The following is a 25,100-nucleotide window of genomic DNA, read 5'->3' as shown; positions in this document are numbered from 1 at the left end:
TTAAGCCTGAGGGAAATTTGGAACGGCGCGCTCCGGGCCGGAGTGGGCAAGCCCGCCTCGCTCCTATATCCATAGCGCCAGGCTGGAGGCCTGCCCCGGCGGCCCCGGCACAACACGATCAGGAGCGTTCCATGACTGATTATCCTCTTTCGAGCAGCCCCGCCCGTACGGGCCGGATCCTGCGCCGTCTCCTCGCGGCCACCGCCGTTGCGGGCATGCTTGCCGCAAGCCCGGCGCTCGCCCAGGACGCCGCAATCGATGCCGACGCCGTCATCCGCATCGGCTCTCTCTACGAGCCGCAGAACCTCGATAACACCGCCGGCGCCGGACAGGGCATCAGCGAAGCCTTCAACGGCAACGTCTACGAGGCGCTCTTCCAGCTCACCGATTCCGGCGACGTCGTTGAAAATCTCGCGACCGGCTACGAGATTTCCGAGGACGGGCTGACCTATACGATCACGCTGCAGCCCGGCGTCACCTTCCATTCGGGCGACCCCCTGACGTCGGCGGACGTCAAGTTCTCGATCGAGCGCGTTACGGCGGAGACCTCCCAGTCCTCGCGCAGGAACAGCCTTGCGAACATCGAGAGCATCGAGACCCCCGATGACGAGACCGTGGTGATCACGCTTGCCACCCGCTCGATCTCGCTGCCTTACAACCTCTCCTATGTCTGGATCGTCAACGACGCGGCAACCGAACTGACCGCCAATGCCGACGGTACGGGCCCCTATCGTCTCGACGCCTGGCGGCGCGGCTCGAGCCTTTCGCTGACCCCCTTCGAAAATTACTGGGGCGAAGCACCGAGCAATGGCGGCGTCGTCTTCCAGTACTTCACCGACGCCACAGCGCTCAACAATGCGCTCCTCACCAATGCCGTCGACATCATCACTGCGGTGCAGAGCCCGGATTCGCTCGCTCAGTTCCTCGACAATCCTGACTTCACCGTCACCGAGGGCCAGTCGACCACCAAGCTTCTGCTCGCCTACAATGACCGGATCGAGCCCTTCAACAACGTCACCGTGCGCAAGGCCCTGGCCCGTGCGGTCAATGACGAGCAGTTGCTGCAGTCGATCTGGGGCGAATACGGCACGCTGATCGGCTCTTTCGTGCCGCCGACCGATCCCTGGTATGTCGACCTCGTCGATGTCGATGCGTACGATCCTGAAAGCGCTCGCGAACTGCTCGCCGAAGCGGGCTATCCCGACGGGTTCAGCTTCACCATCGATACCCCGAACTATGATCCGCACCCGATCGTCGCGCAGTTCCTGCAAAATGCCCTGGCCGAGGTCGGCGTGACCGTCGACATCAACATCATCACGGCCAATGAATGGTACACCAAGATCTACCAGGCCCAGGATTTCGAGGCGACGCTGCAGGAGCACGTCAATCACCGCGACATCGTCTTTTACGGCAATCCCAATTTCTACTGGGGTTACGACAATCCGGACGTGACGCGCCTGATTCAGGAAGCCGAGCAGAGCGCGACGGTCGAGGAACAGACCGAAAAGCTCGCCGAGGCCAACCGGATCATCGCCGAGGATGCGGCCAGCAACTGGCTTTATCTCTATCCGCAGATCGTGGTATCGACCGCCTCGGTTTCGGGCTATCCGATCAACGGGCTGAACAGCCAGTTCTACGCCTACGACATCGAAAAGCGCGCGGAGTGACGCGGCGGGCCGGCCGGATCATAGGAGCGAACCCATTCTCTCATACGTCCTGCGCCGGCTTGTCATCCTGCTGATCTCGCTTCTTGCGGCCGCGGTAGTGCTCTTTGTGCTGCTGCGGCTGCTTCCTGGAGACCCCGCGAGCGCGCTGATCTCGGTGGGGGCCGATGCAAGCCAGATCGAAGCGGCGCGCGAGGCCGTGGGGTCGAACCTGCCCCTTGCCCAGCAATTCGTGCGCTTCGTTTCCGATCTGGCCCGGTTCGACCTCGGCAATTCCTTCGTCAGTCGCGTGCCGGTTCTCGACGAGATCTCGGCGAGGCTCACGATTACGATCCCGCTGACGCTCTTTGCCTTCCTGCTCTCGATCGTCATCGCCGTGCCACTCGGCATCATTGCCGCCGTTCGCGCCGACCGGTGGTACGGGGCCGCGATCTCGACGGTTTCGCAACTGGGCATCGCCATTCCCGTCTTCTGGGTCGGCATTCTGCTCGTATCGGCCTTTGCCATCAATCTGCGGCTCTTTCCCTCGGGCGGGTTCCCGCTGCGAGGCTGGGCCGATGCAGGCGAAGCGCTGCGCGCCCTCGCGCTCCCGGTTCTGACCATCGCCATCGTCATGTCCGCCTCGCTGCTCCGCTATGTGCGGGCGGCTACCCAGGATGTGCTGGGCAGCGATTATCTGCGGACCGCCCGTGCGCTCGGGGCGAGCTTTCCAGAAGCGCTGATCCGGCACGGCATCCGCAATGGCTCTGTGCCCGTCATCTCGATCCTCGGGATCGAACTCGCGACAACCTTTCTCGGTGCCGTGGTCGTCGAGCGGGTCTTCGCACTGCCCGGGCTCGGCTCCATGCTGCTGCTCGGTATCGAGCAGCGCGACTATCCAAACGTGCAGGGCGTGCTCTTCATTTCCACGCTCTTCGTGCTGCTCGTCGGCTTTGCGGCCGACCTCGTGCAGCGCCTCGTCGATCCACGGCTGCGCGACCGCATGGGAGGTCGGCCATGACAACCATTGCGGACATACCCCAGGCCAAGCCCTCGCGCCGCGGCTCGCTCACCCTGCGGGTCGGGCTCGCGCTCCTCGGCATCCATCTGGTGCTGGGACTTCTGACCGTCTTCTGGACGCCCTATGATCCTGCGGCCATGGCCGGCGGCCGACTGTCCCCGCCCTCGCTCGCCCATTGGGCCGGCACGGACCGGCTCGGCCGGGACCTCATGACGCAGATCATGATCGGGTCGCGTATCGCACTCATGGTAGGGGCCGGTGCAGTCGTGATCGGCGCGCTGATCGGGGTGACACTCGGCCTTCTCGCTGCGTTCGCGACGCGATTTCTAGACGACGTGCTGGCCGCGGCGCTCGACATCCTCATCGCCTTTCCGACCCTCCTGCTCGCAATGCTCGTCGTTGCGGCAAGCGAGAGCGCGAGCCTTGGAACCGCTATCGTGGCGCTCGGCATAGCACTCTCGGCGATCGTTGCGCGTCTCACCCGCATCCTCGCCAAGCGGGTCCTTGCACAGGACTACATCACCGCCGCGCGTACGTCGGGCACCTCCTGGCCCATGGTCGTTTTCAAGCACATCCTGCCGAATATCTGGCCGACGCTATCGGTCAATTTTGCGCTCCAGTTCGGCCTCGCGGTGATCGCGGAGGCCTCCCTCTCCTATCTCGGGCTCGGCGCTCCGCCGCCCAACGCCTCCTGGGGTCGGCTGCTGCAGGAAGCGCAGGGAACGGTCTATACCGCCCCGCTCGGCGCCATATTGCCGGGCATCGCGCTCGTCATCCTGGTGATCGGCATGAACTTCCTCGCCGATGGGCTGCGCGACCGGGCCGATCCGATGCGGGGCGCAGCCCGATGACCACCCATCTCGACGTCAGAGGCCTCACCCTCACCACCCAGGGCCGCACACTCGTCTCGAACCTCTCCTTTGCGATCGCGCCGGGGGAACGGGTGGGGCTCATCGGGGAATCGGGGTCCGGCAAATCGCTCACTGCCATGGCCGTGTCCGGCCTGCTGCCCGCCGCGATCAGGGCCCAGGGCTCGATCACGCTGGCCGGGCAGGAGGTGATCGGCGCGCCGGGCCGAGTGCTCGATCGGCTCAGGGGCACAGAGATCGCCATCGTCTTCCAGGAACCGCTGACGGCCCTCGACCCCCTGATGCGGATCGGGCGCCAGATCGGCATTCCGCTCAGCCGGCGCCATCGGCGTGATGGGCGCGATCTTTCGGGGCGGGCGCTCGAGAGCGAGATCCTGGGGCTGCTCGAGAAGGTTCGCCTGCCCGATCCCTCACGGATCCTGCGCGCCCATCCCTGGGAAATCTCGGGGGGCCAGCGCCAGCGGGTCGCCATTGCCATGGCGCTCGCCTGCCGGCCGAAGCTGCTCATTGCCGACGAACCGACAACGGCACTCGATGTGACGACGCAGGCCGAGGTGCTGAAGCTTCTCGATGCCCTCGTGAAGGAACTGGGCATGGCGCTTCTCTTCATCAGCCACGATTTGCCGGTCGTCGCGAGCATTGCCGAGCGTGTGATCGTGCTGCGTTCGGGGGAAGCGGTCGAGGCCGGGCCGGCGGGCGAGGTGCTGGTCCAGCCCCGCCACCCCTATACCCAGACCCTCGTTGAGGCGGCACGCGCCTTTGACGATGCGCTGTCGGGAGGGCGCTGAGCATGCTCGAGATCGCCAATCTCCGCTTTGGCTACGGGCGGGAAAAGACTGTGCTCGAGGACGTGTCGTTCTCGGTGCGCGCCGGCGCCAATCTGGGCATCGTCGGGGAATCCGGTTCGGGCAAGACAACGCTCCTGCGGCTCCTGCTCGGGCTGTCGCGACCGCAGGGGGGCACGATCAGCTTTGACGGCGAAACCGTGGACGCGGCGGACCGGGGCTTCATGAGGCGCTATCGGCGCAAGGTGCAGGCGGTCTTCCAGGACCCCTATTCTTCCCTCGATCCTCGCCAGAAGGTGCGGGACATCATCGGGGAGCCGCTCGCTTCGCTCTCGATACCTGGAGACCACCGCCAGATGGTGGCTGCCGCGCTCGATGAAGTCGGTCTCGACGAAAGCGCCATGGAGCGGTTGCCGCACCAGTTTTCCGGGGGTCAACGCCAGCGCATCGCCATCGCCCGTGCGATTGTCGCGCGCCCCAAAATGGTGCTGGCGGACGAGGCGGTGAGCGCGCTCGACCTCTCCACCCGCATCCGGATCGTCGAGCTCTTCAAAGCCTTGTCTGAAAGCCTGACCCTGGTTTTCGTCTCCCATGACCTGGGCGTGGTCGCGGCGCTTTGCGAAGAGATCGTGATCCTCGAGGCGGGCCGGATTGTGGAACAGGGGCGAACTTCTGAAATCCTTCGGGCACCCGCCCACCCCTATACCCAAAGGCTTCTTGCCAGCGTTCCGCGCATGCCCGCTTAACGGGGGCATCTCTGCGCAGCCCTCCTCGGGCTTGGGCGTTACCGTTCAGACGCAATGCCCGGACCACAAGGAGCAACCCCGTGAGCAAGCAGATCTACGAAGTCGTCGAACATGATGGCGGGTTCGCCTACAAGGTGGGGGATGTGTTCTCCGAAACCTTTGAAACCCATGAGCGCGCCCATCGGGCGGCCGAGGAAGCGGCGGCACGCCAGCAACTGTCTTCCGAACCGGACATGATCCAATATCAGGACGCCGACGGGAACTGGCATACCGAATTGGCGCGTGGCGACGTGCGGCCCGAAACCGACGTCCGCGACGACCTGCCCTGACAATAGCGCGACTCCGCCCGCCGGACGGGCGGAGGCCCTGATCTAGCTGCTCGGGTAATCGCCGCCATCGACGTGAATCGTCTGTCCCGTCATGAAGCGGCTGTCCTCGCATGCAAGGAACAGATAGGCCGGCGCGACTTCGGCCGGTTGTCCGGGGCGCCCGAGCGGCGTGTCCGTGCCGAATTCGGCGACCTTGTCGGCCGGGAAGCTCGCGGGAATAAGCGGCGTCCAGATCGGACCCGGTGCGACGGCGTTCACCAGTATACCCTTGTCCGCTAGGCGCGCCGAAAGCGAGCGCGTCAGCGCAACGATCGCGCCTTTGGTCATCGCATAGTCGAGCAGTTGCGGCTGACCGCGATAGGCGACGATCGAAGAGGTGTTGATGATGCGCCCGCCGCGGCGGAGATGCTCGATTGCCGCCTGCACCATGAAGACGTATCCGAAGATGTTGGTGCGGAAGACCCGCTCCATTCCTTCTTCGGGAATGTCGGCGATATCCTCTCGCACATACTGCTCGGCAGCGTTGTTGATGAGGATGTCGAGCCGTCCGAAACGCTCGACCGCCGCTGCTACGAAGCGTTCGCAGAATGCCTTTTTACCGACATCGCCGGCCATCAGCAGCGCCTCACCGCCCTCCGCTTCAACCAGCCGCGCCGTCTCCCTGGCATCTTCGTCCTCATCCTTGTAGGCGATGGCGAGTTTCGCTCCTTCCCGGGCAAACAGGATGCTGACAGCACGTCCGATGCCGGAATCGCCGCCCGTGATCACGACGATTTTGCCCTTGAGCCGACCGCTGCCGGGATAGACGGGCATGTAGTCGGGTGCCGGACGCATCTCGGCCTCCCGGCCCGGCTGTCGATCTTGTTCCTGTGCGGGCATTCCAGAGGTCATGTCCTGGCTCCTTTGGCTCATGAACACGGCCAATGCGGGCAGGTCCGGCTGCGTTCCGAAGCGGACACTTGCGGCAATCGGGCAGCAATACCGGCGCCCGGGCGTTAACATCCAGGGTCGCGATTTCGCGCCCCCTGACTGTGACGTTCGAAGGAGGGCCCTGTGCAGACAAGACCCATAGACCAGGTGCTGGCGCGGCCGTTTCTGGCGCGACTGTTAACTCATGTTAAACTCGCCGAGGAGGAGCGACAGAGCGTTCTGGGCGTGATGGGCCCGGCCAAAGTCATTCCTGCGCACACCGACGTTCTCGCCGAGGGGCATCCGAGCGAAGGGGCGACGGTCGTCCTTGCCGGGTTTGCCTGCCGGTTCAAGCAATTGCGTAATGGGCGTCGCCAGATCCTCTCTTATCTCGTACCCGGGGATGTCTGCGAATACCGGTTCATGACGGCGGGACGGCTGGATCACGGGGTGGCGACGCTGTCGCCTGCGCTCCTGTCCACTCTCCCTTCCGCATCGCTCGCCACCATCTGCGAACGCTTCCCGCGCATCACGAGGGGCCTCCTCCGGGCAGCGGCCGTGGATGATGCGACGACACGGGAGTGGCTCATAAATCTGGGTCAGAGGACGGCGCTACAGCGCATGGCGCATATCTTCTGCGAACTGCACCAGCGGCTTGAGGACGTGCAACTGACCCGTCTCGGCGGCTATGACCTGCCGCTGACCCAGGCGGAGCTCGGCGGAGCCTTGGGGCTATCGACGGTTCACGTCAACCGCACCTTGCAGGAACTACGCCGTGCGGGCCTCATCGAGTTCAAGAACGGTCGCGTCACCATCAGCAATCTCGAGGGACTGCGCGAGGCCGCTGCATTTAATGGCAACTACCTTGATGGACAGGCTGCACTTTCTGCCTGACCAAGGGCTCAGCTCGTCATCCGCATGGCGCGCCCGACAATCCGCCCCCAGCGGTCTTCCAGAGACATGTCGAGCGATTGGGCTTGGGCGGTGACGAGCTCGACAGGCTGCACTGCAACAGAAGCGGTGATGCCTTTGCCTCGCATGAGGCGGTCCAGAAGGGTCACGAGCTCATTGGTGAGCACCGGCTTTTGCAGACGCGGCTCGTTGCGGAAAGCCGCCAGAATGTCGTGCTCGCCATAGCCTGTGGCGAAAACCATCGGCACGCCCTGCCGACGCAACAGATCGGCGAGATCGTAAACCTCCTGCCCGTGCAGCCCGATATCGAGGATCGCACTGTCGATGCCTCGCCGCCCCATCATCAGGTTGATCGCATAATAGGAGGTTGGCGCGGGACCGAGGACGGTCGCGCCATGCCGCTTCAGGTCCGCGCAAAGCTCGCGCGCGAGCGCGTAATCGTCTTCAACAACGAGGATGCGTCGGCCTGTGAGATCGATCGTGGTCGGAAAGTCGTGGGTCATCTGTCTTCAACCTTTCGCATCTGGGTGCGCACAGGAGTGCGCGATCGCTGTTCGTTCAGAGCGACCATGATGCAGGCAGGATCGGCTGGCTTGGTGAGCCGAGGAATGTCCCGATAGCGTTCGGGAACGATGGCATCGTCATATCCGGTGACGAAGACGACGGGCACGCCGCGCAGACGCAGGCCTTCAATGGCAGGGAAGACCGTGCGATCCCGCAGATTGATGTCGAGCACGGCGCCGTCAATTTCGGCATCTCCGTCGGCAATCGCGGTCGCGCGTTCAAGCGTCGGGGCAAAACCGACGATCTCTGCCCCGGCAGAGGTCAGGTCTCGCGCAAGCTCCTGGGCAAGGAAGTAGTCGTCCTCGACGAGCAGAATGCGTGGCCTCGCTTGTCCATTCATGACACGATCCTCTCATTGCAACTGCCCCAGAGCCAGCCGATCGAAAAGCCTCACACCAGCGGCACGAGGATGGTGCAGCGGACACCATGCCCGGTCAGGTAGAAGCTGGTCTCGGCACTGAGCTGGTAGGGCAGCGCCTTCTCTATGAGCTCCCGGCCATAGCCCCGTCGCTCAATGTCCGGCTCATGGCCAACGCCCTCGGGACAGACTTCGATCCATTCGATGAAGAGGCGCGGCACCGCCTCGACTTGCTCGGTACGCCAGGTTACCGACAGCTTGCCACCCCGCGCATTGAAGGCGCCGTATTTGAGAGCGTTGGTTGCCAGCTCGTGCAGCGCCAGGGCGAGGATCTGTACCGCCCGTGCAGGGAGTGCCACTTTCGGGCCGGAGAGTACTGCGTTCTGGGCGTTCCGCTGCCCGACCGCCCCCAGCTCCATTGCAATCAGCTCTTCGAGCGTCACCTCGGTCGCATCGGACCGCGACAGCAGTCCCTGCACCCGCGCAATGGCGCCGAGCCGATCTTCAAATCGCGGGCGGAAGCACTCCATGCTGTCGCTCGAGGTCATCAGCTGGCGGCCGATCGAACGCACGACTCCAAGGAGATTGCGCGTTCGATGCTGCAACTCCGAAACGAGCACCTGCTGCCGGTCGCGCAGCCGTACCAGTTCGTCGACGTCTGTGGATGTTCCGAGCCATTCGATCCCCCCATCCGGCCCGCGCACCGCTCTGGCCCGGGTCTGGAACCAGCGATAGCGCTTTTCCGCAACGTCGTAGATCCGCCCGTCCATGGCGAGCATGGCGCCTGTGTTGGCGGCCTGCCGCCAGGCAGCCCGGGCCGCAGCGCAGTCATCAGGATGCACCGCGGCCAGCCAGCCATGGCCCATGCTCTGCTCTGCCGAAAGACCGGTGAACTCCATCCACTGACGGCTTGCCCATCGCCATTGCCCGTCATCGACCGCGCGCCAGACGAGCTGGGGTATGTTCTCGATGAGCGTGAGAAGCCGCTCCTCGGCTGCATGCTGGGCCTCGGCCCGCGCGGCCAGCGCGCGGGCGTTGCGGGCCCGCAGGATGGCATCGGCTGCACGCGTTGCGCCGTCCTCCAAAAGGGCCCTGAGGTCGGCGCAATCGGTCAGGGGCGCGGAATGGAGAAGGACGAAGAGCCCGCAGCGCTGCGCGCCGGCACTTGCCGGAACAACCGTGACGTGGTCCGGCCCCGCGCTGCTCCTCCAGAGGTCCGGCATCGCTCTCGTCTCAAAACGCGCGATCCGAATGCCGTGGATCCACTCGACCAGAGAAGCGAAATCAGCTTCATCGAGGGGGCCGCCAGCGGGGTTGTGCACGCGCCATGCAGCAAGCCGCGGCTCGGGATCCTCCGCTATGAACCCCAGTTGCACAGCTCCGATTACCGGCGCGAGAAAATCCAGCGCCGCGCCGGCAACAGCGTCCGGATCCTTGATCCGCGCCAGATGGTCGGTGAGCCGCAGGATCTGACTCTGCCGCAGGCGCAGCGTGGCGAGGCGCGCCTCCGCATCAATCCGCTGCAGGGCGAACCAGAGCCGCTCGAGCACCGAGCGCACCACATCACGCATTTCCTCGTCCCAAAGTCGCGGGCTCAGGGTGCGCAGGAGAATGGCTGCGGCCAGCCTGCCATTTATCGACCAATCAATGCGGAAGCTCGCCGAAGCGCGATCCAAGGCGGGATATGGCCCCATCATGGGATAGTGCTGGGGCGGCGGGGGAAGCGCGCCTTCCGAAGCAAGCGCGGTCAGGACCAGGCGGTCCTGGCCGTCGGGCTCGAGCAAGGCGAGTTGAGATATGCCGAGAGCCTGCCGCAAGCGGATGACGACGAGCCTCCGCAGGGCCTGGCCATCGCTGGCCAAGCGAATGTCCTCATCGAGCGCATCAACGAGGTGTCTGAGACGCGGCATGGGCCGCGCCTGGATAATCCCTAGAGACATTCCTGCTCCGACATGCGGTGGGCACCCGTCGTGCCGAATGCGCGAGTTCAACTTGGGAGGACGTTAACGAGCTGAATGTGGCCGAACCAGACACAGTACGAAGCCGTACGCGACGCGCTCGATTTAACCGAGATCAATGTGCGGCCCGGCTCTCCATGCCAAAGGAGCCAAGAGGGCGAAGCAGCGTTTGTCCTTGCCCGCGTGATGAGGAGACAGAGATGCAAAAGGAACGCGACGAGGAAATTCGCAAGCGCGCATATGAGCTCTGGGAAGAAGAAGGCTATCCCGATGGTCGCGAGCACGAACACTGGCAACGCGCCGAAGCCGAGTTCGCGGACGCCGGCGCGACCGGTAGCGAGGCCAATGGAGCGCCATTGTCTCCCGATGCGCTCGGCTCTGGAAAAACACGCGGACGCTGAAGTTGGCTCGGCGCTGGTCTTGTGCCGAAGCAGGGCATGACCAGCGATCGCCGCAGGGCCGCAAGAAGCTAGTGAATGCTGCCGCCAGCGCTGGCGGCGGGCGGCATTCGAGCCGGTCAAGCCTTTCGCTTGATGAAGACGTGCAGCGACGAGGCGTTGCGTTCAGATCTCTTCAAGCACCGCTGCCTCCGGTGCATTGCGCTGGATGGACGCCACACAGTTTCGGGCGCTGGCCTTGGCGGTGTAGGTTTCGGAGCGCATCATGGTCTCGCCATTGGCTGCAACGAAACGTACGAAGTGCTGACCGTCGCGGCTCGGGACGATTTCAAAGCGATAGCCTTTGGGCGTTTCATCCCCTGAAAGATCGAAAATCGCGGCACCCGGAGCGTTCTTCTTTACCGACTCGATACAGTTGCGCGCGCTGGCTTTGGCCTTATAGCCCTCCGACCAGACCATGATCTCGCTGTTGTATACGAAGCGAACGATAAACTCGCCAGACTTACCCGATACGATCCTGAACTGATGCGCCATGGCTTCTTCCTCCCCAAGGCTCGATTGCCGAGGTTGAGATTAACCCAAGTTAACGGCCAGTTCAGCAGGAATTGTTACCGGATCAGGCGGACATGGCGCAGCAGCCATTCCTCGAGCACAGATTTCGAGAACGTTCCAGCGTCGAGGTGCTGGTCGATGAAAGCAACGACCATGTAGTCATCGGCCTCGAGAACCGCGTCGTTCAATCCTAAAAAGACGTCGACGCAGGCAAATGCCACGCGCTTGTTCGCATCGACGAACCCGCGGCCCAGCGTCAGGCTTTCCCAGAGCGCAGCCGCCTCCTCGAGAAGGTCTGCGTAGTGACCCGTCTGCGGCCGGAGCAGCGCTGCTTCAACGAGCCCCATGTCCCGCACGCCCGGCTCTCCGCCGAACAGGCGGATCTGCTCGGAGTGGATGTGGAGCGCATCCTTGAGCGAGAGGTAGGCGACCATCGCTATTGGGCCAATGTTTCGTAGACAATACGGCGGCGCTGAACGCTCTCGGCGTGGAGACGTTCGACGAGCGGGTTGACGCGCGGCCCCGCATTTTCAAGCAGGCGCGCATATTCTACCGGTGACAGTACGATGGCGACATCGCGGCCATTCTTGTGGATGCGTACCGGTTCGGTGCGCGCGGTGTCGATCAGCAGACCGAACTTGTTCTTGGCATCGGTGGCTGTGAAATCGATCATCCCGAGTGTCCTCTGACGCCAGCACACTAGAGCCGATTTGGCTCTTTTGGACAATAGGCAGCCAGAAACGAAAAAGGGCCGCGCTTGGCGGCCCTTCTGAAATGCTGCTGATACTGGATCAGCCGATCCAGACCACGGTGCGCGTCCAGGTGTCGACCAAGGCCGGCCGGTCGTTGATGTAGACATAGGCATAAGCCGGATCATCGGGGATCGGCACGAGTTCGACCGCCGGATCAATGACGAAGCCCGGGGCGATGTCGCCTTCGATGATGACGGCGTCACGCGGATTGGCCTGGATGTAGGCGACAGAGGCTTCCGGGATGGCATAGCCGGGCGACTGCACAACCTCGCGGCTGGCAAGATCCACGATGTAGACCCGGTTGTTGGCATAGAAATAGCCGAACTGGTCATCACCCTCGATCGGGTACACCGTTACGCTCGCATCGACGACGAAGCCCGGCTCGATTGCCGTCTCGAGATAGATCGGATCGACCGGATTGCGAGCGGCGTATTCGACCGACGCTGCCGAGACGGTCGCCTCTGCGCCAAGCACGGCGCCAGCAAAACCACCAACGATAGCGCCCAGCGGGCCGCCGACGAGGAAGCCGATCGTGCCGCCCGCTGCGCCGCCAGCAGTACCACCGGCAAGTGCGGCGCCATCCGTGTTCTGAGCGAGTACGGGAGTAGAGAGGCCGAGGGCCGCGATGGCCACACCGGCGAGGAGAAACTTGCGCATCTTGTTCTTGTCCTTACTGCGTTGAGGGATTCCCGCCCCTCGGCAGCATGAACGGATCAAGCCCCGCTCCGTTCCCCGTGAACGGCGGGTCGGACTAGCTGTCACCCATCTTGAGAGCCTTGATGAAAGCTTCCTGCGGGATCTCGACCGAACCGAACTGGCGCATCTTCTTCTTGCCGGCCTTCTGCTTTTCAAGAAGCTTGCGCTTACGCGTGGCGTCGCCGCCATAGCACTTGGCCGTCACGTCCTTGCGCATGGCGCGCACCGTCTCGCGCGCGATGATCTTGCCGCCGATCGCCGCTTGGATGGGGATGACGAAGAGGTGCGGCGGGATCAGTTCCTTGAGCTTTTCGCACATCACGCGACCGCGGGCTTCGGCGGCCGAGCGGTGGACGAGCATGGAAAGCGCATCGACCGGCTCGGAATTGACCAGCACTGAGAGCTTGACGAGGTCGCCCTCGCGATAGTCCGACAGGGTGTAGTCGAAGCTCGCATAGCCCTTGGAGATCGATTTCAGCCGGTCGTAGAAATCGAAGACGACTTCGTTGAGCGGCAGATCGTACTCGACCATGGCGCGATTGCCGACATAGGAGAGATTGCGCTGGATGCCGCGCCGATCCTGGCAGAGCTTGAGGATCGCGCCGAGATAGTCGTCGGGCGTCAGGATCGTCGCCTTAATCCAGGGCTCGCGAATTTCGGCGATCTTGACGACGTCGGGCAGGTCCGCCGGATTGTGCAGCATCTGCACGTCGCCATTGGTCATCTCAACCTCGTAAACCACCGAGGGAGCGGTCGCGATAAGGTCGAGGTTGAATTCGCGGCTCAGTCGCTCCTGGATGATCTCGAGGTGCAGGAGCCCCAGGAACCCGCAGCGGAAGCCGAAGCCCAGGGCTGCCGAGGTTTCCATCTCGAACGAGAAGCTCGCATCGTTGAGCCGGAGCTTGCCCATGGCAGCGCGCAGATCGTCGAAATCATTGGCATCGACAGGGAAGAGGCCGCAGAAGACCACCGGCTGCGCCGGCCGGAAGCCCGGAAGCGCTTCTGCCGTCGGCTTCTTGTCGTCGGTGATCGTGTCCCCGACGTTCGTGTCGGCCACCTCCTTGATGGAGGCCGTGAAGAACCCGATCTCGCCAGGCCCCAATTCCCCGATATCGACGAGCTTGGGCGTGAACACGCCTACGCGGTCGAGCTCATAGACCGCATTCGCATTCATCATGCGGATACGCTGGCCCTTGCGGATGGTGCCATCGATGACGCGGATGAGGACGACGACGCCCAGATAGGTGTCGTACCAGCTGTCCACCAGCAGCGCCTTGAGCGGCGCCGTGATATCGCCGTTGGGCGCGGGCAGGCGCGTGACGATCGCTTCAAGCACCTTGTCGATGCCGAGGCCGGTCTTGGCGGAAATCTCGACGGCATCGCTCGCATCGATGCCGATCACGTCCTCGATCTGGCTCTTGACGCGGTCGGGATCGGCGGCGGGCAGATCGATCTTGTTGAGGACCGGCACGATCTCGTTGTCGGCCTCGATGGCGTGATAGACGTTGGCGAGCGTCTGCGCCTCGACGCCCTGGGATGCATCCACCACCAGCAGCGAACCCTCGACGGCCGCCAGCGAGCGCGACACTTCATAGGCGAAGTCGACATGGCCCGGGGTGTCGATGAGATTGAGGATGTAATCCTCGCCATCGGCAGCACGGTAGGTCAGCCGCACCGTCTGCGCCTTGATGGTGATCCCGCGCTCGCGCTCGATCTCCATGGAGTCGAGAACCTGCGATTTCATTTCGCGCAGGTCGAGCCCGCCCGTCAGCTGGATCAGCCGGTCGGCCAGGGTCGATTTGCCATGGTCGATATGGGCGACGATGGAAAAATTGCGGATGTTCTTGAGCGGCGTGGTCATGGCTGGCTGATAGCAGAAGGGCATGGCGGCGCAAAGATGGTTTATGCGCGGTAAAGCGGCGCGCCGGGACATACGCAACTTCGGGGTCCGGCACGCGTTCGAAGCCCCATGCGCCCCATCATCGTGCTCCTCGCCCTTGCCATCGCGTTCCCAGGCTTCGCTCAGGAGGAGGCGCCCCCGCCACTTCCGCGCGATCGGCCGGAAACCGTAATCGAAGAGCCGATCGAGGCGGTCGAGGAGGCGGAGGAGACCGGCGAGAGCGACGACGAGGACGTGGAGGACGACCAGGTCCGCGAAACGGAGGGCGACGAGCCCCTCGAAACCGAGGACGCAACGGACGATCTCCCCCCGCTGCCGCGGCCGGTCCCGCAAGACGAACCGGTGGCAGAGCCTGCCGACGAACCGGTCGACGATGCCGTGGCGGATGTGCCCGATCGCGTATACCAGGCCGCCTGTCCCGCAGTCCTGATGGGCCTCGTCGAAGCCGAGATGCTACCCCCGATCGAAGATGAGGCCTGCGGCGAGCGCTCACCGCTCTCGGTAACGGGCGTCCTTGCGAATGGTCGGATGGTACCGCTTTCGGGTGCCGTGACGCTCAACTGCGCGATGGCCGGCGCGCTGCCGGGCTGGATCGCGGAAATCGATGGCTATGCACAGGCGCGCGAGAACAGCAGCATTGCGAGCGTCCGGGTGGGCACATCCTATTTCTGCCGCAACCGAAACAATGCCTCGAGCGGGTTCCTATCCGAGCACGGCTTTGCCAATGCGCTCGATGTCACAGGCTTCGAACTCGAGGATGGCCGGTCGATTGCTTTGCCCGATGGTTGGGAGGAGCCGCTTTCGAGCGAAGGCCGGCTTCTTCGGTTTGCCCACAGCGCCGCATGCGCGCGGTTTACCACGACCCTTGGGCCCGAGGCGAATGCCCTGCATGAGGACCATTTCCACCTCGACATGGGCTGTCACGGCCGGACCTGCACGGCCCGGCTCTGCGAATGATCAGCGCCGCGCGTCTTCTGCGGCCGGGTGGTAGGGAGGCAGGTCGGCCCAGTCGCGGGCGGTCCAGCCTTCGGACCAGTCGGTGCGGGCAAGGGGTGTCGGCGCGGTACGGCGCGGTCGGAAAAGGGTGAGGAGCTTCATTGTTCTTCTTTCTTTGAGGTAAGGGGTGCCGCCCTCCCACCGGCGCGGCGGTCTTCCGGCATGTCGCCGGGTCGCGCGCGGGCCGCATCGCGATTACCGCGGTCGGCGGGGTGGAAGGGCGGCAGATCCGCCCAGTCGCGCAACGGCCAGGCGTCCGGACAATAAGCCGGAGGCGGCGGCACGATGAACGAGCGGATGATGGAGCTGATATAGTTGGGCCATTCCATTCTCTAAACCCCGCTTTCCTGCATACCTGCCATCTGCCCATCGCTTGGGCGTCTGGACAATCGACAAGATCTGCGCGCGGGTTTAGAAAAACTCCATGGGTAGCCCGTTCCCGATACCGCTCAACGCCATCCGTGCCATCGAAATCGTGGCGCGCCGGGGTGCGCTCGCGCCGGCGGCGGAGGAGCTCGGCGTGACCCCCGGCGCGGTCAGCCAGCACATACGCCGCGCCGAAGAGCGGCTGGGGGTGGCGCTCTTTTCGCGCACTCAGCAGGGCCTGCGTCCCACCCCGGCCCTGCTCGCCGTGCTGCCCCAGATGCGCGCGGGCTTTGCCGGGCTCCAGGATGCGATGGCTGGGCTGATGGTGGCCGAAAGCCCGATCCTGACGCTGACCGTGGGGAGCGTCTTCGCCTCGCGCTGGCTGATCTGGCGGCTGGGCGGGTTCTCGGCCCTCCATCCCGAAATCGAGCTGCGCCTCGTGGTCACCGGCGCGATGATGGATCTTTCCCCCGGCGATATCGACTGCGCCATCCGCTACGGAACGGGCCGATGGGACGATGTCGATACGCTACCCCTGGGCGGCGGGCGCTATCGCCCGGTGGTGGCCCCGGATCTTGCCGCATCGCTCAACGATCCCGCCGATCTCGCCAATCTGCCCGTCATCGGTGACCGCACCAGCATGCTCTCCTGGCCCGCCTGGTTCGCCGCCTCCGGAACGCCCATGCCGACACTGCACGGGCCAAGCTATGACGATCCCGCGCTCGCCTTCGACGCGGCCGCAAGCGGACAGGGCGTACTGCTTGCGGTTGATCTGATGAGCGCCGACGCACGTCGCCACGGGCGGCTGGTCGATCCTTTCGGCATCGCGGTTAAGGACTGGCTGGGTTACTGGTTCGCGACCCCGCGTGGCCGGCGCGTGCCTGCCAAGGTCGCAGCGTTCCGCGACTGGCTGACGATGCGTATCGCCGAGGAGGGCGACGCTTGACCGGGAAAGCGCCGCCCCTCGCCGTCGGAAAACCGATCCGGGAGCCCAGAATGGATGCACCCCGCCAGCTCCCCTTGTTTTTCGATCTGATGACGGGTGCGGAACACAGTTTTCCCCATACGGGCACGGAGATGAGCTGGCTAGTCGACCGGCTCGTGACGCACGCCAAGACCTTTCCGGAATGGACCGTGACGGGCGGCCCGCAGGCGGGTCTCAGGGTGCAACTTTCCGTTCTTGCCCATATTGCGGGTGAAATGGCACGGATCGGGATTGCCGCGTCGGACCGCGCTTTCGTTCTCGAGGCGCCCCGATCCTTCGGGCTGGGTGCGCATCGCCGTCCTCGTTGCGGGAGCCGAGGTCTTTGTCGGCTTCATGGACCATCCCTATGAGGAATACGAGCTCTGGCCAACCAACGCGCCATTGCCCGAAAAGGGCGCCGAGGCGCCGGGCCGCATGAGCAAGCATTTGTGGTGGCTCAACCTTTCGGCCACAGCATGGCCCGTGCTTGCCGATCTCGCCGAAGAGGGCTGGTTTAGCGCGGAGGTGCCTGATCGATGAGCATCTCGCGCCAAGACATGCTCGAACGCCCCGACGGCACGCGGATCGCCTACGAGGTCCTCGGCCCCGAAGACGCCACGCGCACGGTCGTTCTCGTCCACGGGCTTGCGGCCGCCGGCGCACAGTTCGCGGCAGACGCAATGGCCTTCGCGGCCCGCGGCAATCGCGTGCTGGTGCCCGATTTGCGCGGGCATGGCCGGTCCACCCGCCCACCAAGCGATCCTGCCGCTCAGGATTTCACCATTCCGCTCATGACCGCCGACATGGAGGCCCTGCTCGAGGCCGAGGCCAATGGCCCGGTCCATTGGGTCGGCAATTCGCTAGGCGGGATATTGGGGCTCCATCTTCTGGCCCGTGCCCCTCGGCGGTTCGCGAGCTTTGCAAGCTTCGGCACTGCCCACCGGCTCAACCTGCCGAGGGCCTCGGCGGGCAGCATCGGGCTTGCCTATCGTCTCTTCGGCCCACGCCTCAGCGGCGCGATCACGGCGCGCTTCACCACCGACAATGTCGCGGCCCGCCCGCTCGTCGCGCGCCTCATCGCCCAGTTCGATCCGAGGGTCGGCATGGCGATCGCCCAGAATGTGCGGCGCTATGATCTTCTCGAAGCCGCACTCGGTTCGACCTGCCCCATGCTGATCATCGAGGGCGGCAGGGACCGGCTCGTCAATTTGGCGCTGGCCCGCTCCCTTCCGCAGCTCAGGGGCCGGCCCAATCTCACCCATGTCCACCTCAAGGAGGGCGGGCACTGTGCAAACCTCGATGCGAAGGATGCCTGGCGGTCGACGCTGCTGGCCTTCTGGGAGAGCATGGACCCAGCCGGCGGCGCCTCTCAGGACCTCTGACGCGTGCCGGTGCTCTGGGCGGCGCTGCGAGCCCGCAACTCCGCCTTTTCCGCCTTACGCCGCTGTGCATCGGCAGCCGCGTCCTCGCCCAGATGCGCGATCCCCGCATGGCGCGCGAGTTCGACCTGACGCTGGCGCTCGGCGGCCGAGGCGGCCTTTCGGGCGTCGCCAGCACAATGGGGACAGGAAAGGTTTTCGACATAATCGGGATGCGCGCGATCGGCGGCGGTCAGCGGCATGCGGCATGCCCGGCAGAGGCTGGCCTCCCCCACCAGCAGGCCATGGCCCACCGCGACGCGTTCATCGAAAACGAAGCACTCGCCCTGCCAGAGGCTTTCGGCCTCGGGCACCGTCTCTAGATAGGCGAGGATCCCGCCCTTGAGGTGATAGACCGCTTCGAACCCCTTCTCGAGGAGATAGGCGGAAGCCTTCTCGCAACGTATGCCGCCGGTGCAGTACATCGCGATCTTCCGGTCCCGCTCGGGATCGAGATGGGTTTCTACATAGGCCTTGAAGTCGGTGAAGCTCGTCGTTGCAGGATCCTCGGCGCCGGCGAAACGTCCCAGCCGCACCTCGTAATCATTGCGGGTATCGATGACCCGTACGTCGGGCTCGGCGATGAGGCCGTTCCAGGCCTGCGGGGCGACATAGGTTCCCACACGCCGTGCCGGATTGGCCTCCGGTGCTCGCAGCGTGACGATTTCGGGCTTTGTGCGCACCTTCATGCGCAGAAAGGGCATCGTTTCGGCGCTCGCATACTTGATCTCGGCGCCGACGAACCGGCCTGCATAGGCCCCGTCCGTGAGCAGATGCGATACCAGTTCGGCTATGGCCTCCCGCGTGCCGGCGACGGTGCCGTTGAGGCCTTCGGGCGCGAGGATCAGCGTGCCGCGGATCTCTCGCGCGCAGCAGAATGCCGCCAGCGGCGCCTTCAACGCCTCATGGTCGGGGAGCTCGGCGAACTTGTAGATCGCGAGCACGGTAAAGGGTGCATTGGTCTGCGGAGGCATCGTCATGACGCGCTTCTAGCACCGGGGCAGGCCGGCGCAAAGCGGCTCCGGGCCGGCTTTGCCAGAGCCGATGTTTCTGCCATAAGCGACACCGGTAAAGAGGAGACGCAGATGACCTATCGAGCAGCGAATTCCCGCTATGAGCGCATGCAGTACCGCTATTGCGGACAGTCGGGGCTGAGGCTGCCGGTCATCAGTCTGGGGCTCTGGCAGAATTTCGGCGGGACGCGCGATTATCCGGGCGCCATGGAAATCCTGGGCTATGCCTTCGACCAGGGGATCACCCATTTCGACCTCGCCAACAATTACGGCCCCCCGCCGGGCTCTTCTGAGGAATTGTTCGGGCAGGTGCTGGCGCGCGACTTCCGCCCCTATCGCGACGAGATGATCATCTCGACCAAGGCGGGCTACAATATGTGGCCGGGTCCCTATGGCGAATTCGGCAGCCGGAAATATCTCATCGCCAGCTGTGACCAGAGCCTCAGGCGCATGGGGCTCGACTATGTCGACATCTTCTATTCGCATCGCTACGACCCCAACACCCCGCTCGAGGAAACCATGGGCGCGCTCGCCCAGCTCCATCGGCAGGGCAAGGCGCTTTACGTCGGGGTGTCTAGCTATCCCGAAGCCCAGACCCGGGAGGCCCACCGGATTCTCAAGGACATGGGCGTGCCGCTGACCATTCATCAGCCGTCCTATTCCATTCTCAATCGCTGGATCGAGGAAGACCGGACGATCGATGCCTGCGAAGAACTCGGCGTCGGCATCATCGCCTTCTCGCCGCTCGCGCAGGGCGTGCTGAGCGGCAAGTACAATCGCGGCGGAGCCAGCGAAGGGACCCGCGCCGAGAACACCAACACGACCCTGCGCCAGAGCCACATCGCGCCCAACGTTCTGGAGGCAGTTGATCGGCTCGGCGCCATTGCCGAACGGCGCGGCCAGTCCATGGTGCAGCTTGCGCTGGCCTGGGCCCTGAGGCGCAAGGAGATGACGTCGGCCCTGATCGGGGTGCGTACGCTCGAACAGCTCAAGGACAATCTCGGCGTGCTCGACAATCTCACGCTCTCGGACGAGGACCTCGCCGACATAGACGCAGCGACGCGGGAAGGGCTGATGGATCTCCACCCCAAGCCGACCGGCTGGCTTCGCTGACGGCGTGACTTTCGCCCCGCCGCATAAGCGGCGGGGTCTCCCCGTCTGTCGCCACCCTTCCTTCACGAGCCGATGACCCCGATGCCCGAGACCCCGCGCCCCATCCACATCGCGCTCACCTTCGACGACAATTTCTGGGCGCCCGCCTTTGCGGTGATGCGTTCGGTTTGCATCACCAGCCGCGAACCCAAGTCTCTTGTCTTCCACCTTTGTCACGACAGATTGTCGGTCGAGCACAGGCGGGATCTGGACGCAATCGCAACCGAATTCGGCGCGCAGCTCGAGCACTATCCGCTCGAAAGCCACGGGCAGTTCAACGCCCTCTGCCGCGGCTTGCCGGTGCACCCGCGGCTTCATACGGTCATGTATGCGCGGCTCCTCCTCGACCATATCGTTCCGGCGGAGGTTCAGCGCATCGTCTATCTCGACTGCGACACCATGGTGCTGGAACCCATTGAGGACCTCTTCGACACCGAACTGCATGGCATGCCGGTTGCCGCCGTGCCCGATCCGATGCGCCTGCTTCACATGCTCGGCCGGGACATGCGCGACAAAGCCGGGATCTTTGCTTCCACTGACCGCTACTTCAACTCCGGCGTCATGCTGATCGACCGCGCCGGGCTGGCGCGGGCCGATGTGCCGGCGCGGCTTTCGGAGTTCCGCGCACGCGGGATCATCGAGAAACTCTATTACGACCAGGACATGCTGAACCTGATCTTTCGGGAACGTTGGCATGCGCTCGACTGGCGTTACAACGTCATGGATCCGCGGCATGCGCACCAGACCATGGGCGTGAAGATCCTCCACTTCACCGGCCACAATCGACCCTGGAACCTCTTTTCGACGGCGGCATTCGCCCGGCTCTACCGCCACGTCATGACCAACGAACTTTACTATCGCTATATGCGCCACCGCTGGAAACGCTTCTGGCTGAAGCAGGCGCGGCGGTTGACGGGGCGCAAGTGAGCGGGCTCGAGCCGATCTGCTCATTCTGGCACGGAAAGCTGAGCTTTCTCGAGCAGGTGTGCATCGCCTCCTTCATCGCGCAGGGCCACAGCTTCACCCTTTACGCCTATGAGGACGTCGGCACCCTGCCGGCCGGATGCATCCTGGCGGATGCCGCGGCGATAATCCCGCGCGAGAACCTCTTTTTCTACAAGGGGAGCCGCACACCGGCGGTCTTCGCCGATCTCTTCAGGCTCGAACTGATGGCGCGCGAGGCCGGGATCTGGGCCGATTGCGACGTCTATTGCGTCCGCCCGTTCGCTGGCCTTGGCCCCTATGTGTTCGGCACCGAACGCGCCGCCAGCTGGCGCAATTTCTGGAAGGCCGAGATTAACAACGCCGTCTTCCGCTGTCCCCCCGACAGCGCATTGCTGAGGGCGATGCAGAGCGTCTTCCTGCCCGGCGCAGTGCCACCGGGGCTCGCGCCCTGGCGGCGGGGCGAAGTCGCGATCCGCCGTGCCCTCAGGGAAGAGCTTCCCGTTCACCACATGCAGTTCGGCGCGACCGGCCCGGCGCCCCTCAATCACTATGTGCGCGCGCTCGGGCTCATCGATCATCTGAGCCCGAAGCCTGTCTTCTATCCCCTCGACTACGGCCGGGCCCGCGACCTGCTCGAGCCGGAAAGCACGCTGACCGGTGCCATTACCGAGGCGACGCTGGGCGTCCACATGTGGCACAGCGCCTTGACCGACCGGGGGACGGGCGCGATGAGCCCGCCGCACCCGGACAGTTTTTTCGGCCGCGAGATGGCGCGGCTCGGGATAGCCGACTAGGCCCTGAGGACGCCGCCCGTCGCCTTTTCGACCGCCTTGACGATGGCGGCCGAGACTGCCTCGATCTCCTCGTCGGTCAGAGTGCGTTCGCGAGGCTGGAGCGTGACGGCGATGCCGAGCGACTTGCGCCCTGCCCCCAGATGCGCGCCCTCGAAAAGGTCGAATATCTCGACGCCCGTGATCAGAGCCTTGTCCGCACCTTTTGCCGCCCGAATGACGGTCGCGGCAGGCACGTCGCTATCCAGCACGAAGGCAAAATCGCGCGAGACGGGCATGAGGCCTGAAAGCGCCAGGGCAGGCTTGCCGCGCCCGCTCTTGCGCCGTGGCTCGGGGATTGCATCGAGATCGAGTTCGAAGGCTGCGACGGGACCGCTGAGATCGAACTGCTCAAGGACGCTCGGATGCACTTCGCCGAACCAGCCGATCACCGTCTTGGGCCCCAGCTGAATGCGCCCGCCGCGTCCCGGATGGGCCCAGTCTGCGGGCTCTGCGACCAGTTGCACCTTCTCGATATCCTGGCCCAGCGCATCCAGAAGGGCGCCGAGATCGGCCTTGGCCTCGAAGACGTCGACCTTGCCCGCCGCGCCCTGCCAGTGCCTCCCCGACCCGCCATGTCCGGCCGTACCGGTTCGAATGGCCGTGGCATAGCTGCGCTGACCATCGGGCGCATCGGTCTTGAAGACCTGCCCTACCTCGAAGAGCGCCAGATCGGCGATACCGCGATTTCCATTGCGCCGCGCAGCCGAGAGGAGGCCGGGCAGCAGCGAGGGGCGCATGTCGGTGAGGTCCGACGCGATCGGATTGGCAAGCTTCAGCGCCTCTGTCCCCCCGCCGAAGGCTTCGGCTTCCGCACTCGCGATGAAGCTCCAGGTGACCGCTTCGTCGAGCCCGCGGGCGGCGAGCGCCCGACGGGCGATGCGGCGCCGGTTCTGGATCGTGGTCAGCATGCGCGGGGCGACGCCGGAGAGACGCGGCAGCGGCTCGACCGGCACCTTGTCGACGCCGACCATCCGCATCACTTCCTCGGCGAGGTCCGCCTTCTGCGTCACGTCGGGGCGCCAGGAGGGCACGGTTACGGTCAGGGTCTCCCCTTCTCCTGCAACAGTGAAGCCGAGCCGCTCGAGAATGGCTCGGGTGTCGTCGGCCGAAACGTCGAGACCGGTCAACCGGCGCGTCTCGGTAACGGGAAACGCGATGCGCGTGCCGGGCGAGCCGACATGGCCCGCGACCACCGTTTCGTGCACCGTGCCGCCACAGAGCTCGACAACGAGACGCGTGGCAAGCTCGATCCCGGGCAGGACACTTTCGGGATCGACAGTCCGCTCGAAGCGATAGCGCGCGTCCGATGTGATGCCGAGCTTGCGGCCGGCCGTGGCGATCGCATTGGGATCGAACCAGGCGCATTCGATGAAGACGTTGCGCGTCGCTTCCGAGGATCCGGACGCTTCCCCGCCCATGATGCCAGCGATACCGAGCACGCCGCTTTCATCGGCAATCACCGGGATCGTCTCATCGAGCGCATAGGTCTTGCCGTCGAGCGCCAGAAGGCTCTCCCCGTCCCGGCCCATGCGGGCATGAACCGGACCGTTGAGATTGTCCGCATCGAACACATGGAGCGGGCGCGCCCGGTCGTAGGAAACGAAATTGGTTATATCGACTAAGGCGTTGATCGGGCGAAGCCCGATCGCGCGCAGGCGCTGCTGCAGCCATTCGGGCGAAGGGCCGTTGGTGACGCCCGTAATCAGCCGGCCCGCGAACATACGGCAGGCCTCGGGCTCGCCGGGCGCGAAGCGAAGCTCGACCCCGATCCGGCTCGCGCCGCCCGGAGAGGCGACGGGCGTCTCCTCGACAGGCTTCAGCCGGCCGAGGCCGAAGGCTGCGAGATCGCGCGCTATGCCGCGCACACCTGCCGCATCGCCCCGATTGGGCGTGAGCGAGATATCGAAGACTACCCCGTTTATCCCTGCATAGTCGACATAGCGCGTGCCGACGGGCGCGTCGACGGGCAGTTCGATGATGCCGTCATGGTCATCGGAAAGCTCGAGCTCGGCTTCCGAGCAGAGCATGCCATTGCTCTCCTCGCCGCGGATGACACCCTTCTGGAGCGTCATGTCCTTGCCCGGAATATAGGTTCCTGCCGGAGCAAAGACCGACTTCATGCCGGTGCGTGCATTGGGCGCGCCGCAGACGACATTGATCAGTTCGCCCGTGCCGGCATCAACCTTGCAGACGCGGAGCCGATCGGCATTCGGGTGCTGCTCTGCAGAAGCCACATGCGCGACGACGAAATCTGCAAGCGCCCGCCCCTGATCCTCGACGCTCTCGACTTCGAGCCCGACCATGGTCAGCGCCTCGGCGATCTCGGTGACGCCGGCTTCGGTTTCCAGATGATCCTTGAGCCAATCGAGGGTGAATTTCATCGGTAGTTGCTTTCGCTCGCTTCAATGTAGTCGAGGGTCGAGGAGAGCGAGAAGAGCTTGGCCAAGACGTTGGCGAAGCCCCTGGCGTCCTCGATGGCGTTGTGGGTATGCACGATGTGCCCATACCATTCGGCGGGCACACGCTGCATGCCCCAGTTCAGATAGGGCGCGCCGCGCATGGCACCGGCCATGGTGTAGAGGCAGACCCCGCCGCCCTTGAAGATCTGGCGGGTCTTGAAGGGGCCGCCCAGCACGCGTGTGCCGGCGAAGTTCTCCAGATAATGGTCCATCCAGAGCCCGTCAAAGACGATGGGCGCGGCTGCAAAGACGCGGAAACCGGGGAGGCTCTCGACCCAGTCGGCATAGCGCGGCATCACCAGTTCGGGCGGCTCGGGATCTGTGGTCGCCTGGGTCCAGGCATCGGGCTGGGTCTGCCACCAGGCCATGGTGTCGGGGTCGGGCGCACGATCGCCACGCGGCCGCAGGACCGCCTCGAACTCATCGACCACGCGCCCTTTGACGTCGCAGGCGACGGAGGCAAAGCTCAGCATGGAGGATCTGAGCGGGCTCGGCCCGTCCGCCTCGATGTCGGTCACGACGTAAGTCACGTCCTCGGACATTGGGTTCTATCCGCGCTTGG

General features: G+C 64.6%; 28 protein-coding genes and 2 pseudogenes. 15 read left to right on the top strand and 15 right to left on the bottom strand.

The window, feature by feature from the left end:
* Positions 1-131: 131 nt before the first annotated feature.
* The 6 genes from EMQ25_RS13845 to EMQ25_RS13820 all read left to right on the top strand — a co-directional run bounded on the left by EMQ25_RS13845 (position 132) and on the right by EMQ25_RS13820 (position 5,393).
* Positions 132-1,667: an ABC transporter substrate-binding protein gene (locus tag EMQ25_RS13845; protein ID WP_192895670.1), complete on the top strand. Its 1,536-nt coding sequence runs from the start codon at positions 132-134 to the stop codon at positions 1,665-1,667.
* 49 nt (positions 1,668-1,716) lie between these two features.
* Positions 1,717-2,664, top strand: a complete 948-nt coding sequence (locus tag EMQ25_RS13840; protein WP_280177642.1) for an ABC transporter permease — start codon at positions 1,717-1,719, stop codon at positions 2,662-2,664.
* Positions 2,661-3,515 (top strand): ABC transporter permease, encoded by an 855-nt coding sequence (locus EMQ25_RS13835; protein WP_127189164.1) that lies wholly within the window; start codon positions 2,661-2,663, stop codon positions 3,513-3,515. The genes EMQ25_RS13840 and EMQ25_RS13835 overlap by 4 nt, the downstream gene beginning before the upstream one ends.
* Positions 3,512-4,321 (top strand): ATP-binding cassette domain-containing protein, encoded by an 810-nt coding sequence (locus tag EMQ25_RS13830; RefSeq protein WP_127189163.1) that lies wholly within the window; start codon positions 3,512-3,514, stop codon positions 4,319-4,321. Before EMQ25_RS13835 ends, EMQ25_RS13830 begins: the two co-directional genes overlap by 4 nt.
* Positions 4,318-5,064, top strand: coding sequence for an ABC transporter ATP-binding protein (locus tag EMQ25_RS13825; RefSeq protein ID WP_127189162.1), 747 nt, complete (start codon positions 4,318-4,320; stop codon positions 5,062-5,064). Before EMQ25_RS13830 ends, EMQ25_RS13825 begins: the two co-directional genes overlap by 4 nt.
* 80 nt (positions 5,065-5,144) lie before the next feature.
* Positions 5,145-5,393 carry a DUF2188 domain-containing protein gene (locus EMQ25_RS13820; protein ID WP_127189161.1) on the top strand — a complete coding sequence of 83 codons (249 nt, stop codon included), beginning with the start codon at positions 5,145-5,147 and terminating at the stop codon, positions 5,391-5,393.
* Between the two features lie 42 nt (positions 5,394-5,435).
* Here EMQ25_RS13820 and EMQ25_RS13815 read toward each other — a convergent pair whose 3' ends face one another.
* Complete coding sequence (locus EMQ25_RS13815) at positions 5,436-6,311, bottom strand: glucose 1-dehydrogenase (protein WP_425290242.1); 876 nt, start codon at positions 6,309-6,311, stop codon at positions 5,436-5,438.
* A gap of 135 nt (positions 6,312-6,446) precedes the next feature.
* Between EMQ25_RS13815 and EMQ25_RS13810 the strand changes: the two genes are divergently transcribed.
* On the top strand, positions 6,447-7,196 hold the full coding sequence (locus EMQ25_RS13810; RefSeq protein ID WP_127189160.1) for a Crp/Fnr family transcriptional regulator: 750 nt from the start codon (positions 6,447-6,449) through the stop codon (positions 7,194-7,196).
* Positions 7,197-7,204: 8 nt separating this feature from the next.
* On the opposite strand, the gene EMQ25_RS13805 is transcribed toward EMQ25_RS13810, so the two are convergent.
* From EMQ25_RS13805 to EMQ25_RS13795, 3 genes are read right to left on the bottom strand one after another with little or no spacing between them, the layout of a single operon-like run.
* Positions 7,205-7,717, bottom strand: coding sequence for a response regulator (locus EMQ25_RS13805; RefSeq protein ID WP_127189159.1), 513 nt, complete (start codon positions 7,715-7,717; stop codon positions 7,205-7,207).
* Positions 7,714-8,118: a response regulator gene (locus EMQ25_RS13800; RefSeq protein ID WP_127189158.1), complete on the bottom strand. Its 405-nt coding sequence runs from the start codon at positions 8,116-8,118 to the stop codon at positions 7,714-7,716. The genes EMQ25_RS13805 and EMQ25_RS13800 overlap by 4 nt, the downstream gene beginning before the upstream one ends.
* A gap of 50 nt (positions 8,119-8,168) precedes the next feature.
* Entirely contained in the window at positions 8,169-10,046 is a 1,878-nt protein-coding gene (locus EMQ25_RS13795) for a sensor histidine kinase (protein ID WP_158626082.1), read from the bottom strand.
* 248 nt (positions 10,047-10,294) lie between these two features.
* Here EMQ25_RS13795 and EMQ25_RS13790 point away from each other — a divergent pair, with 248 nt between their 5' ends.
* Positions 10,295-10,495: a DUF2934 domain-containing protein gene (locus tag EMQ25_RS13790; protein ID WP_127189156.1), complete on the top strand. Its 201-nt coding sequence runs from the start codon at positions 10,295-10,297 to the stop codon at positions 10,493-10,495.
* 162 nt (positions 10,496-10,657) lie between these two features.
* On the opposite strand, the pseudogene EMQ25_RS18505 reads toward EMQ25_RS13790, so the two are convergent.
* The 6 genes and pseudogenes from EMQ25_RS18505 to lepA form a co-directional block, all read right to left on the bottom strand.
* Positions 10,658-10,795, bottom strand: a pseudogene (locus EMQ25_RS18505) (YegP family protein); the annotation flags it as partial.
* A gap of 57 nt (positions 10,796-10,852) precedes the next feature.
* Positions 10,853-11,026: pseudogene (locus EMQ25_RS18395) on the bottom strand (YegP family protein); the annotation flags it as partial.
* 74 nt (positions 11,027-11,100) lie between these two features.
* Positions 11,101-11,478 carry a type II toxin-antitoxin system death-on-curing family toxin gene (locus EMQ25_RS13780; protein ID WP_127189154.1) on the bottom strand — a complete coding sequence of 126 codons (378 nt, stop codon included), beginning with the start codon at positions 11,476-11,478 and terminating at the stop codon, positions 11,101-11,103.
* Between the two features lie 2 nt (positions 11,479-11,480).
* Entirely contained in the window at positions 11,481-11,717 is a 237-nt protein-coding gene (locus EMQ25_RS13775) for a type II toxin-antitoxin system prevent-host-death family antitoxin (RefSeq protein ID WP_127189153.1), read from the bottom strand.
* Between the two features lie 118 nt (positions 11,718-11,835).
* Positions 11,836-12,453 carry a DUF1236 domain-containing protein gene (locus EMQ25_RS13770; RefSeq protein WP_127189152.1) on the bottom strand — a complete coding sequence of 206 codons (618 nt, stop codon included), beginning with the start codon at positions 12,451-12,453 and terminating at the stop codon, positions 11,836-11,838.
* A gap of 94 nt (positions 12,454-12,547) precedes the next feature.
* On the bottom strand, positions 12,548-14,353 hold the full coding sequence (gene lepA / locus EMQ25_RS13765) for a translation elongation factor 4 (RefSeq protein ID WP_127189151.1): 1,806 nt from the start codon (positions 14,351-14,353) through the stop codon (positions 12,548-12,550).
* A gap of 108 nt (positions 14,354-14,461) precedes the next feature.
* Between lepA and EMQ25_RS13760 the strand changes: the two genes are divergently transcribed.
* The gene (locus tag EMQ25_RS13760; protein WP_127189150.1) at positions 14,462-15,349 is read left to right on the top strand and encodes an extensin-like domain-containing protein; all 888 of its coding nucleotides are present in this window, start codon (positions 14,462-14,464) and stop codon (positions 15,347-15,349) included.
* Here EMQ25_RS13760 and EMQ25_RS18100 read toward each other — a convergent pair whose 3' ends face one another.
* The gene (locus tag EMQ25_RS18100; RefSeq protein ID WP_158626081.1) at positions 15,350-15,490 is read right to left on the bottom strand and encodes a hypothetical protein; all 141 of its coding nucleotides are present in this window, start codon (positions 15,488-15,490) and stop codon (positions 15,350-15,352) included.
* A complete protein-coding gene (locus EMQ25_RS13755) occupies positions 15,487-15,717 on the bottom strand; it encodes a hypothetical protein (RefSeq protein WP_127189149.1) in 231 nt (76 codons plus the stop codon). Before EMQ25_RS13755 ends, EMQ25_RS18100 begins: the two co-directional genes overlap by 4 nt.
* 95 nt (positions 15,718-15,812) lie before the next feature.
* Here EMQ25_RS13755 and EMQ25_RS13750 point away from each other — a divergent pair, with 95 nt between their 5' ends.
* The 3 genes from EMQ25_RS13750 to EMQ25_RS13740 all read left to right on the top strand — a co-directional run bounded on the left by EMQ25_RS13750 (position 15,813) and on the right by EMQ25_RS13740 (position 18,100).
* Positions 15,813-16,700, top strand: a complete 888-nt coding sequence (locus tag EMQ25_RS13750) for a LysR substrate-binding domain-containing protein (RefSeq protein WP_127189148.1) — start codon at positions 15,813-15,815, stop codon at positions 16,698-16,700.
* A 270-nt stretch (positions 16,701-16,970) separates the two neighbouring features.
* The gene (locus EMQ25_RS13745) at positions 16,971-17,258 is read left to right on the top strand and encodes a hypothetical protein (RefSeq protein ID WP_127189147.1); all 288 of its coding nucleotides are present in this window, start codon (positions 16,971-16,973) and stop codon (positions 17,256-17,258) included.
* Positions 17,255-18,100 (top strand): alpha/beta fold hydrolase, encoded by an 846-nt coding sequence (locus EMQ25_RS13740; protein ID WP_127189146.1) that lies wholly within the window; start codon positions 17,255-17,257, stop codon positions 18,098-18,100. The genes EMQ25_RS13745 and EMQ25_RS13740 overlap by 4 nt, the downstream gene beginning before the upstream one ends.
* Here the strand turns inward: EMQ25_RS13740 and trhO are convergent.
* The gene (trhO, locus tag EMQ25_RS13735; RefSeq protein WP_204570029.1) at positions 18,088-19,116 is read right to left on the bottom strand and encodes an oxygen-dependent tRNA uridine(34) hydroxylase TrhO; all 1,029 of its coding nucleotides are present in this window, start codon (positions 19,114-19,116) and stop codon (positions 18,088-18,090) included. The two genes, EMQ25_RS13740 and trhO, sit on opposite strands and share 13 nt — an antisense overlap.
* 105 nt (positions 19,117-19,221) lie before the next feature.
* On the opposite strand from trhO, the gene EMQ25_RS13730 reads away from it, so the two are divergent.
* The 3 genes from EMQ25_RS13730 to EMQ25_RS13720 all read left to right on the top strand — a co-directional run bounded on the left by EMQ25_RS13730 (position 19,222) and on the right by EMQ25_RS13720 (position 22,040).
* A complete protein-coding gene (locus EMQ25_RS13730; protein ID WP_127189145.1) occupies positions 19,222-20,262 on the top strand; it encodes an aldo/keto reductase in 1,041 nt (346 codons plus the stop codon).
* Between the two features lie 81 nt (positions 20,263-20,343).
* Positions 20,344-21,228, top strand: a complete 885-nt coding sequence (locus tag EMQ25_RS13725) for a glycosyltransferase family 8 protein (RefSeq protein ID WP_158626080.1) — start codon at positions 20,344-20,346, stop codon at positions 21,226-21,228.
* A complete protein-coding gene (locus EMQ25_RS13720) occupies positions 21,225-22,040 on the top strand; it encodes a hypothetical protein (RefSeq protein ID WP_127189143.1) in 816 nt (271 codons plus the stop codon). Before EMQ25_RS13725 ends, EMQ25_RS13720 begins: the two co-directional genes overlap by 4 nt.
* Here the strand turns inward: EMQ25_RS13720 and pheT are convergent.
* Positions 22,037-24,460 (bottom strand): phenylalanine--tRNA ligase subunit beta, encoded by a 2,424-nt coding sequence (pheT, locus tag EMQ25_RS13715; protein WP_127189142.1) that lies wholly within the window; start codon positions 24,458-24,460, stop codon positions 22,037-22,039. The two genes, EMQ25_RS13720 and pheT, sit on opposite strands and share 4 nt — an antisense overlap.
* A complete protein-coding gene (locus EMQ25_RS13710; RefSeq protein ID WP_127189141.1) occupies positions 24,457-25,080 on the bottom strand; it encodes a 3'-5' exonuclease family protein in 624 nt (207 codons plus the stop codon). The genes pheT and EMQ25_RS13710 overlap by 4 nt, the downstream gene beginning before the upstream one ends.
* Positions 25,081-25,100: the final 20 nt, after the last annotated feature.

The organism is Arsenicitalea aurantiaca, assembly GCF_003994485.1.
Classification (GTDB): domain Bacteria; phylum Pseudomonadota; class Alphaproteobacteria; order Rhizobiales; family Devosiaceae; genus Arsenicitalea; species Arsenicitalea aurantiaca.
Note: the sequence above shows the minus strand (reverse complement) of the source record. Positions and strands in the feature narration are given on the sequence as shown.

Excerpts from the sequence above, each read along its gene's own strand:
- EMQ25_RS13845 (WP_192895670.1), top strand. The coding sequence starts at position 132 with ATGACTGATTATCCTCTTTCGAGCAGCCCCGCCCGTACGGGCCGGATC.
- EMQ25_RS13835 (WP_127189164.1), top strand. The coding sequence starts at position 2,661 with ATGACAACCATTGCGGACATACCCCAGGCCAAGCCCTCGCGCCGCGGC.
- EMQ25_RS13830 (WP_127189163.1), top strand. The coding sequence starts at position 3,512 with ATGACCACCCATCTCGACGTCAGAGGCCTCACCCTCACCACCCAGGGC.
- EMQ25_RS13805 (WP_127189159.1), bottom strand. The coding sequence starts at position 7,717 with ATGACCCACGACTTTCCGACCACGATCGATCTCACAGGCCGACGCATC.
- EMQ25_RS13800 (WP_127189158.1), bottom strand. The coding sequence starts at position 8,118 with ATGAATGGACAAGCGAGGCCACGCATTCTGCTCGTCGAGGACGACTAC.
- EMQ25_RS13795 (WP_158626082.1), bottom strand. The coding sequence starts at position 10,046 with ATGCCGCGTCTCAGACACCTCGTTGATGCGCTCGATGAGGACATTCGC.
- EMQ25_RS13790 (WP_127189156.1), top strand. The coding sequence starts at position 10,295 with ATGCAAAAGGAACGCGACGAGGAAATTCGCAAGCGCGCATATGAGCTC.
- EMQ25_RS13780 (WP_127189154.1), bottom strand. The coding sequence starts at position 11,478 with ATGGTCGCCTACCTCTCGCTCAAGGATGCGCTCCACATCCACTCCGAG.
- EMQ25_RS13775 (WP_127189153.1), bottom strand. The coding sequence starts at position 11,717 with ATGATCGATTTCACAGCCACCGATGCCAAGAACAAGTTCGGTCTGCTG.
- EMQ25_RS13770 (WP_127189152.1), bottom strand. The coding sequence starts at position 12,453 with ATGCGCAAGTTTCTCCTCGCCGGTGTGGCCATCGCGGCCCTCGGCCTC.
- lepA (WP_127189151.1), bottom strand. The coding sequence starts at position 14,353 with ATGACCACGCCGCTCAAGAACATCCGCAATTTTTCCATCGTCGCCCAT.
- EMQ25_RS13760 (WP_127189150.1), top strand. The coding sequence starts at position 14,462 with ATGCGCCCCATCATCGTGCTCCTCGCCCTTGCCATCGCGTTCCCAGGC.
- EMQ25_RS18100 (WP_158626081.1), bottom strand. The coding sequence starts at position 15,490 with ATGAAGCTCCTCACCCTTTTCCGACCGCGCCGTACCGCGCCGACACCC.
- EMQ25_RS13755 (WP_127189149.1), bottom strand. The coding sequence starts at position 15,717 with ATGGAATGGCCCAACTATATCAGCTCCATCATCCGCTCGTTCATCGTG.
- EMQ25_RS13750 (WP_127189148.1), top strand. The coding sequence starts at position 15,813 with ATGGGTAGCCCGTTCCCGATACCGCTCAACGCCATCCGTGCCATCGAA.
- EMQ25_RS13740 (WP_127189146.1), top strand. The coding sequence starts at position 17,255 with ATGAGCATCTCGCGCCAAGACATGCTCGAACGCCCCGACGGCACGCGG.
- trhO (WP_204570029.1), bottom strand. The coding sequence starts at position 19,116 with ATGACGATGCCTCCGCAGACCAATGCACCCTTTACCGTGCTCGCGATC.
- EMQ25_RS13730 (WP_127189145.1), top strand. The coding sequence starts at position 19,222 with ATGACCTATCGAGCAGCGAATTCCCGCTATGAGCGCATGCAGTACCGC.
- EMQ25_RS13725 (WP_158626080.1), top strand. The coding sequence starts at position 20,344 with ATGCCCGAGACCCCGCGCCCCATCCACATCGCGCTCACCTTCGACGAC.
- pheT (WP_127189142.1), bottom strand. The coding sequence starts at position 24,460 with ATGAAATTCACCCTCGATTGGCTCAAGGATCATCTGGAAACCGAAGCC.
- EMQ25_RS13710 (WP_127189141.1), bottom strand. The coding sequence starts at position 25,080 with ATGTCCGAGGACGTGACTTACGTCGTGACCGACATCGAGGCGGACGGG.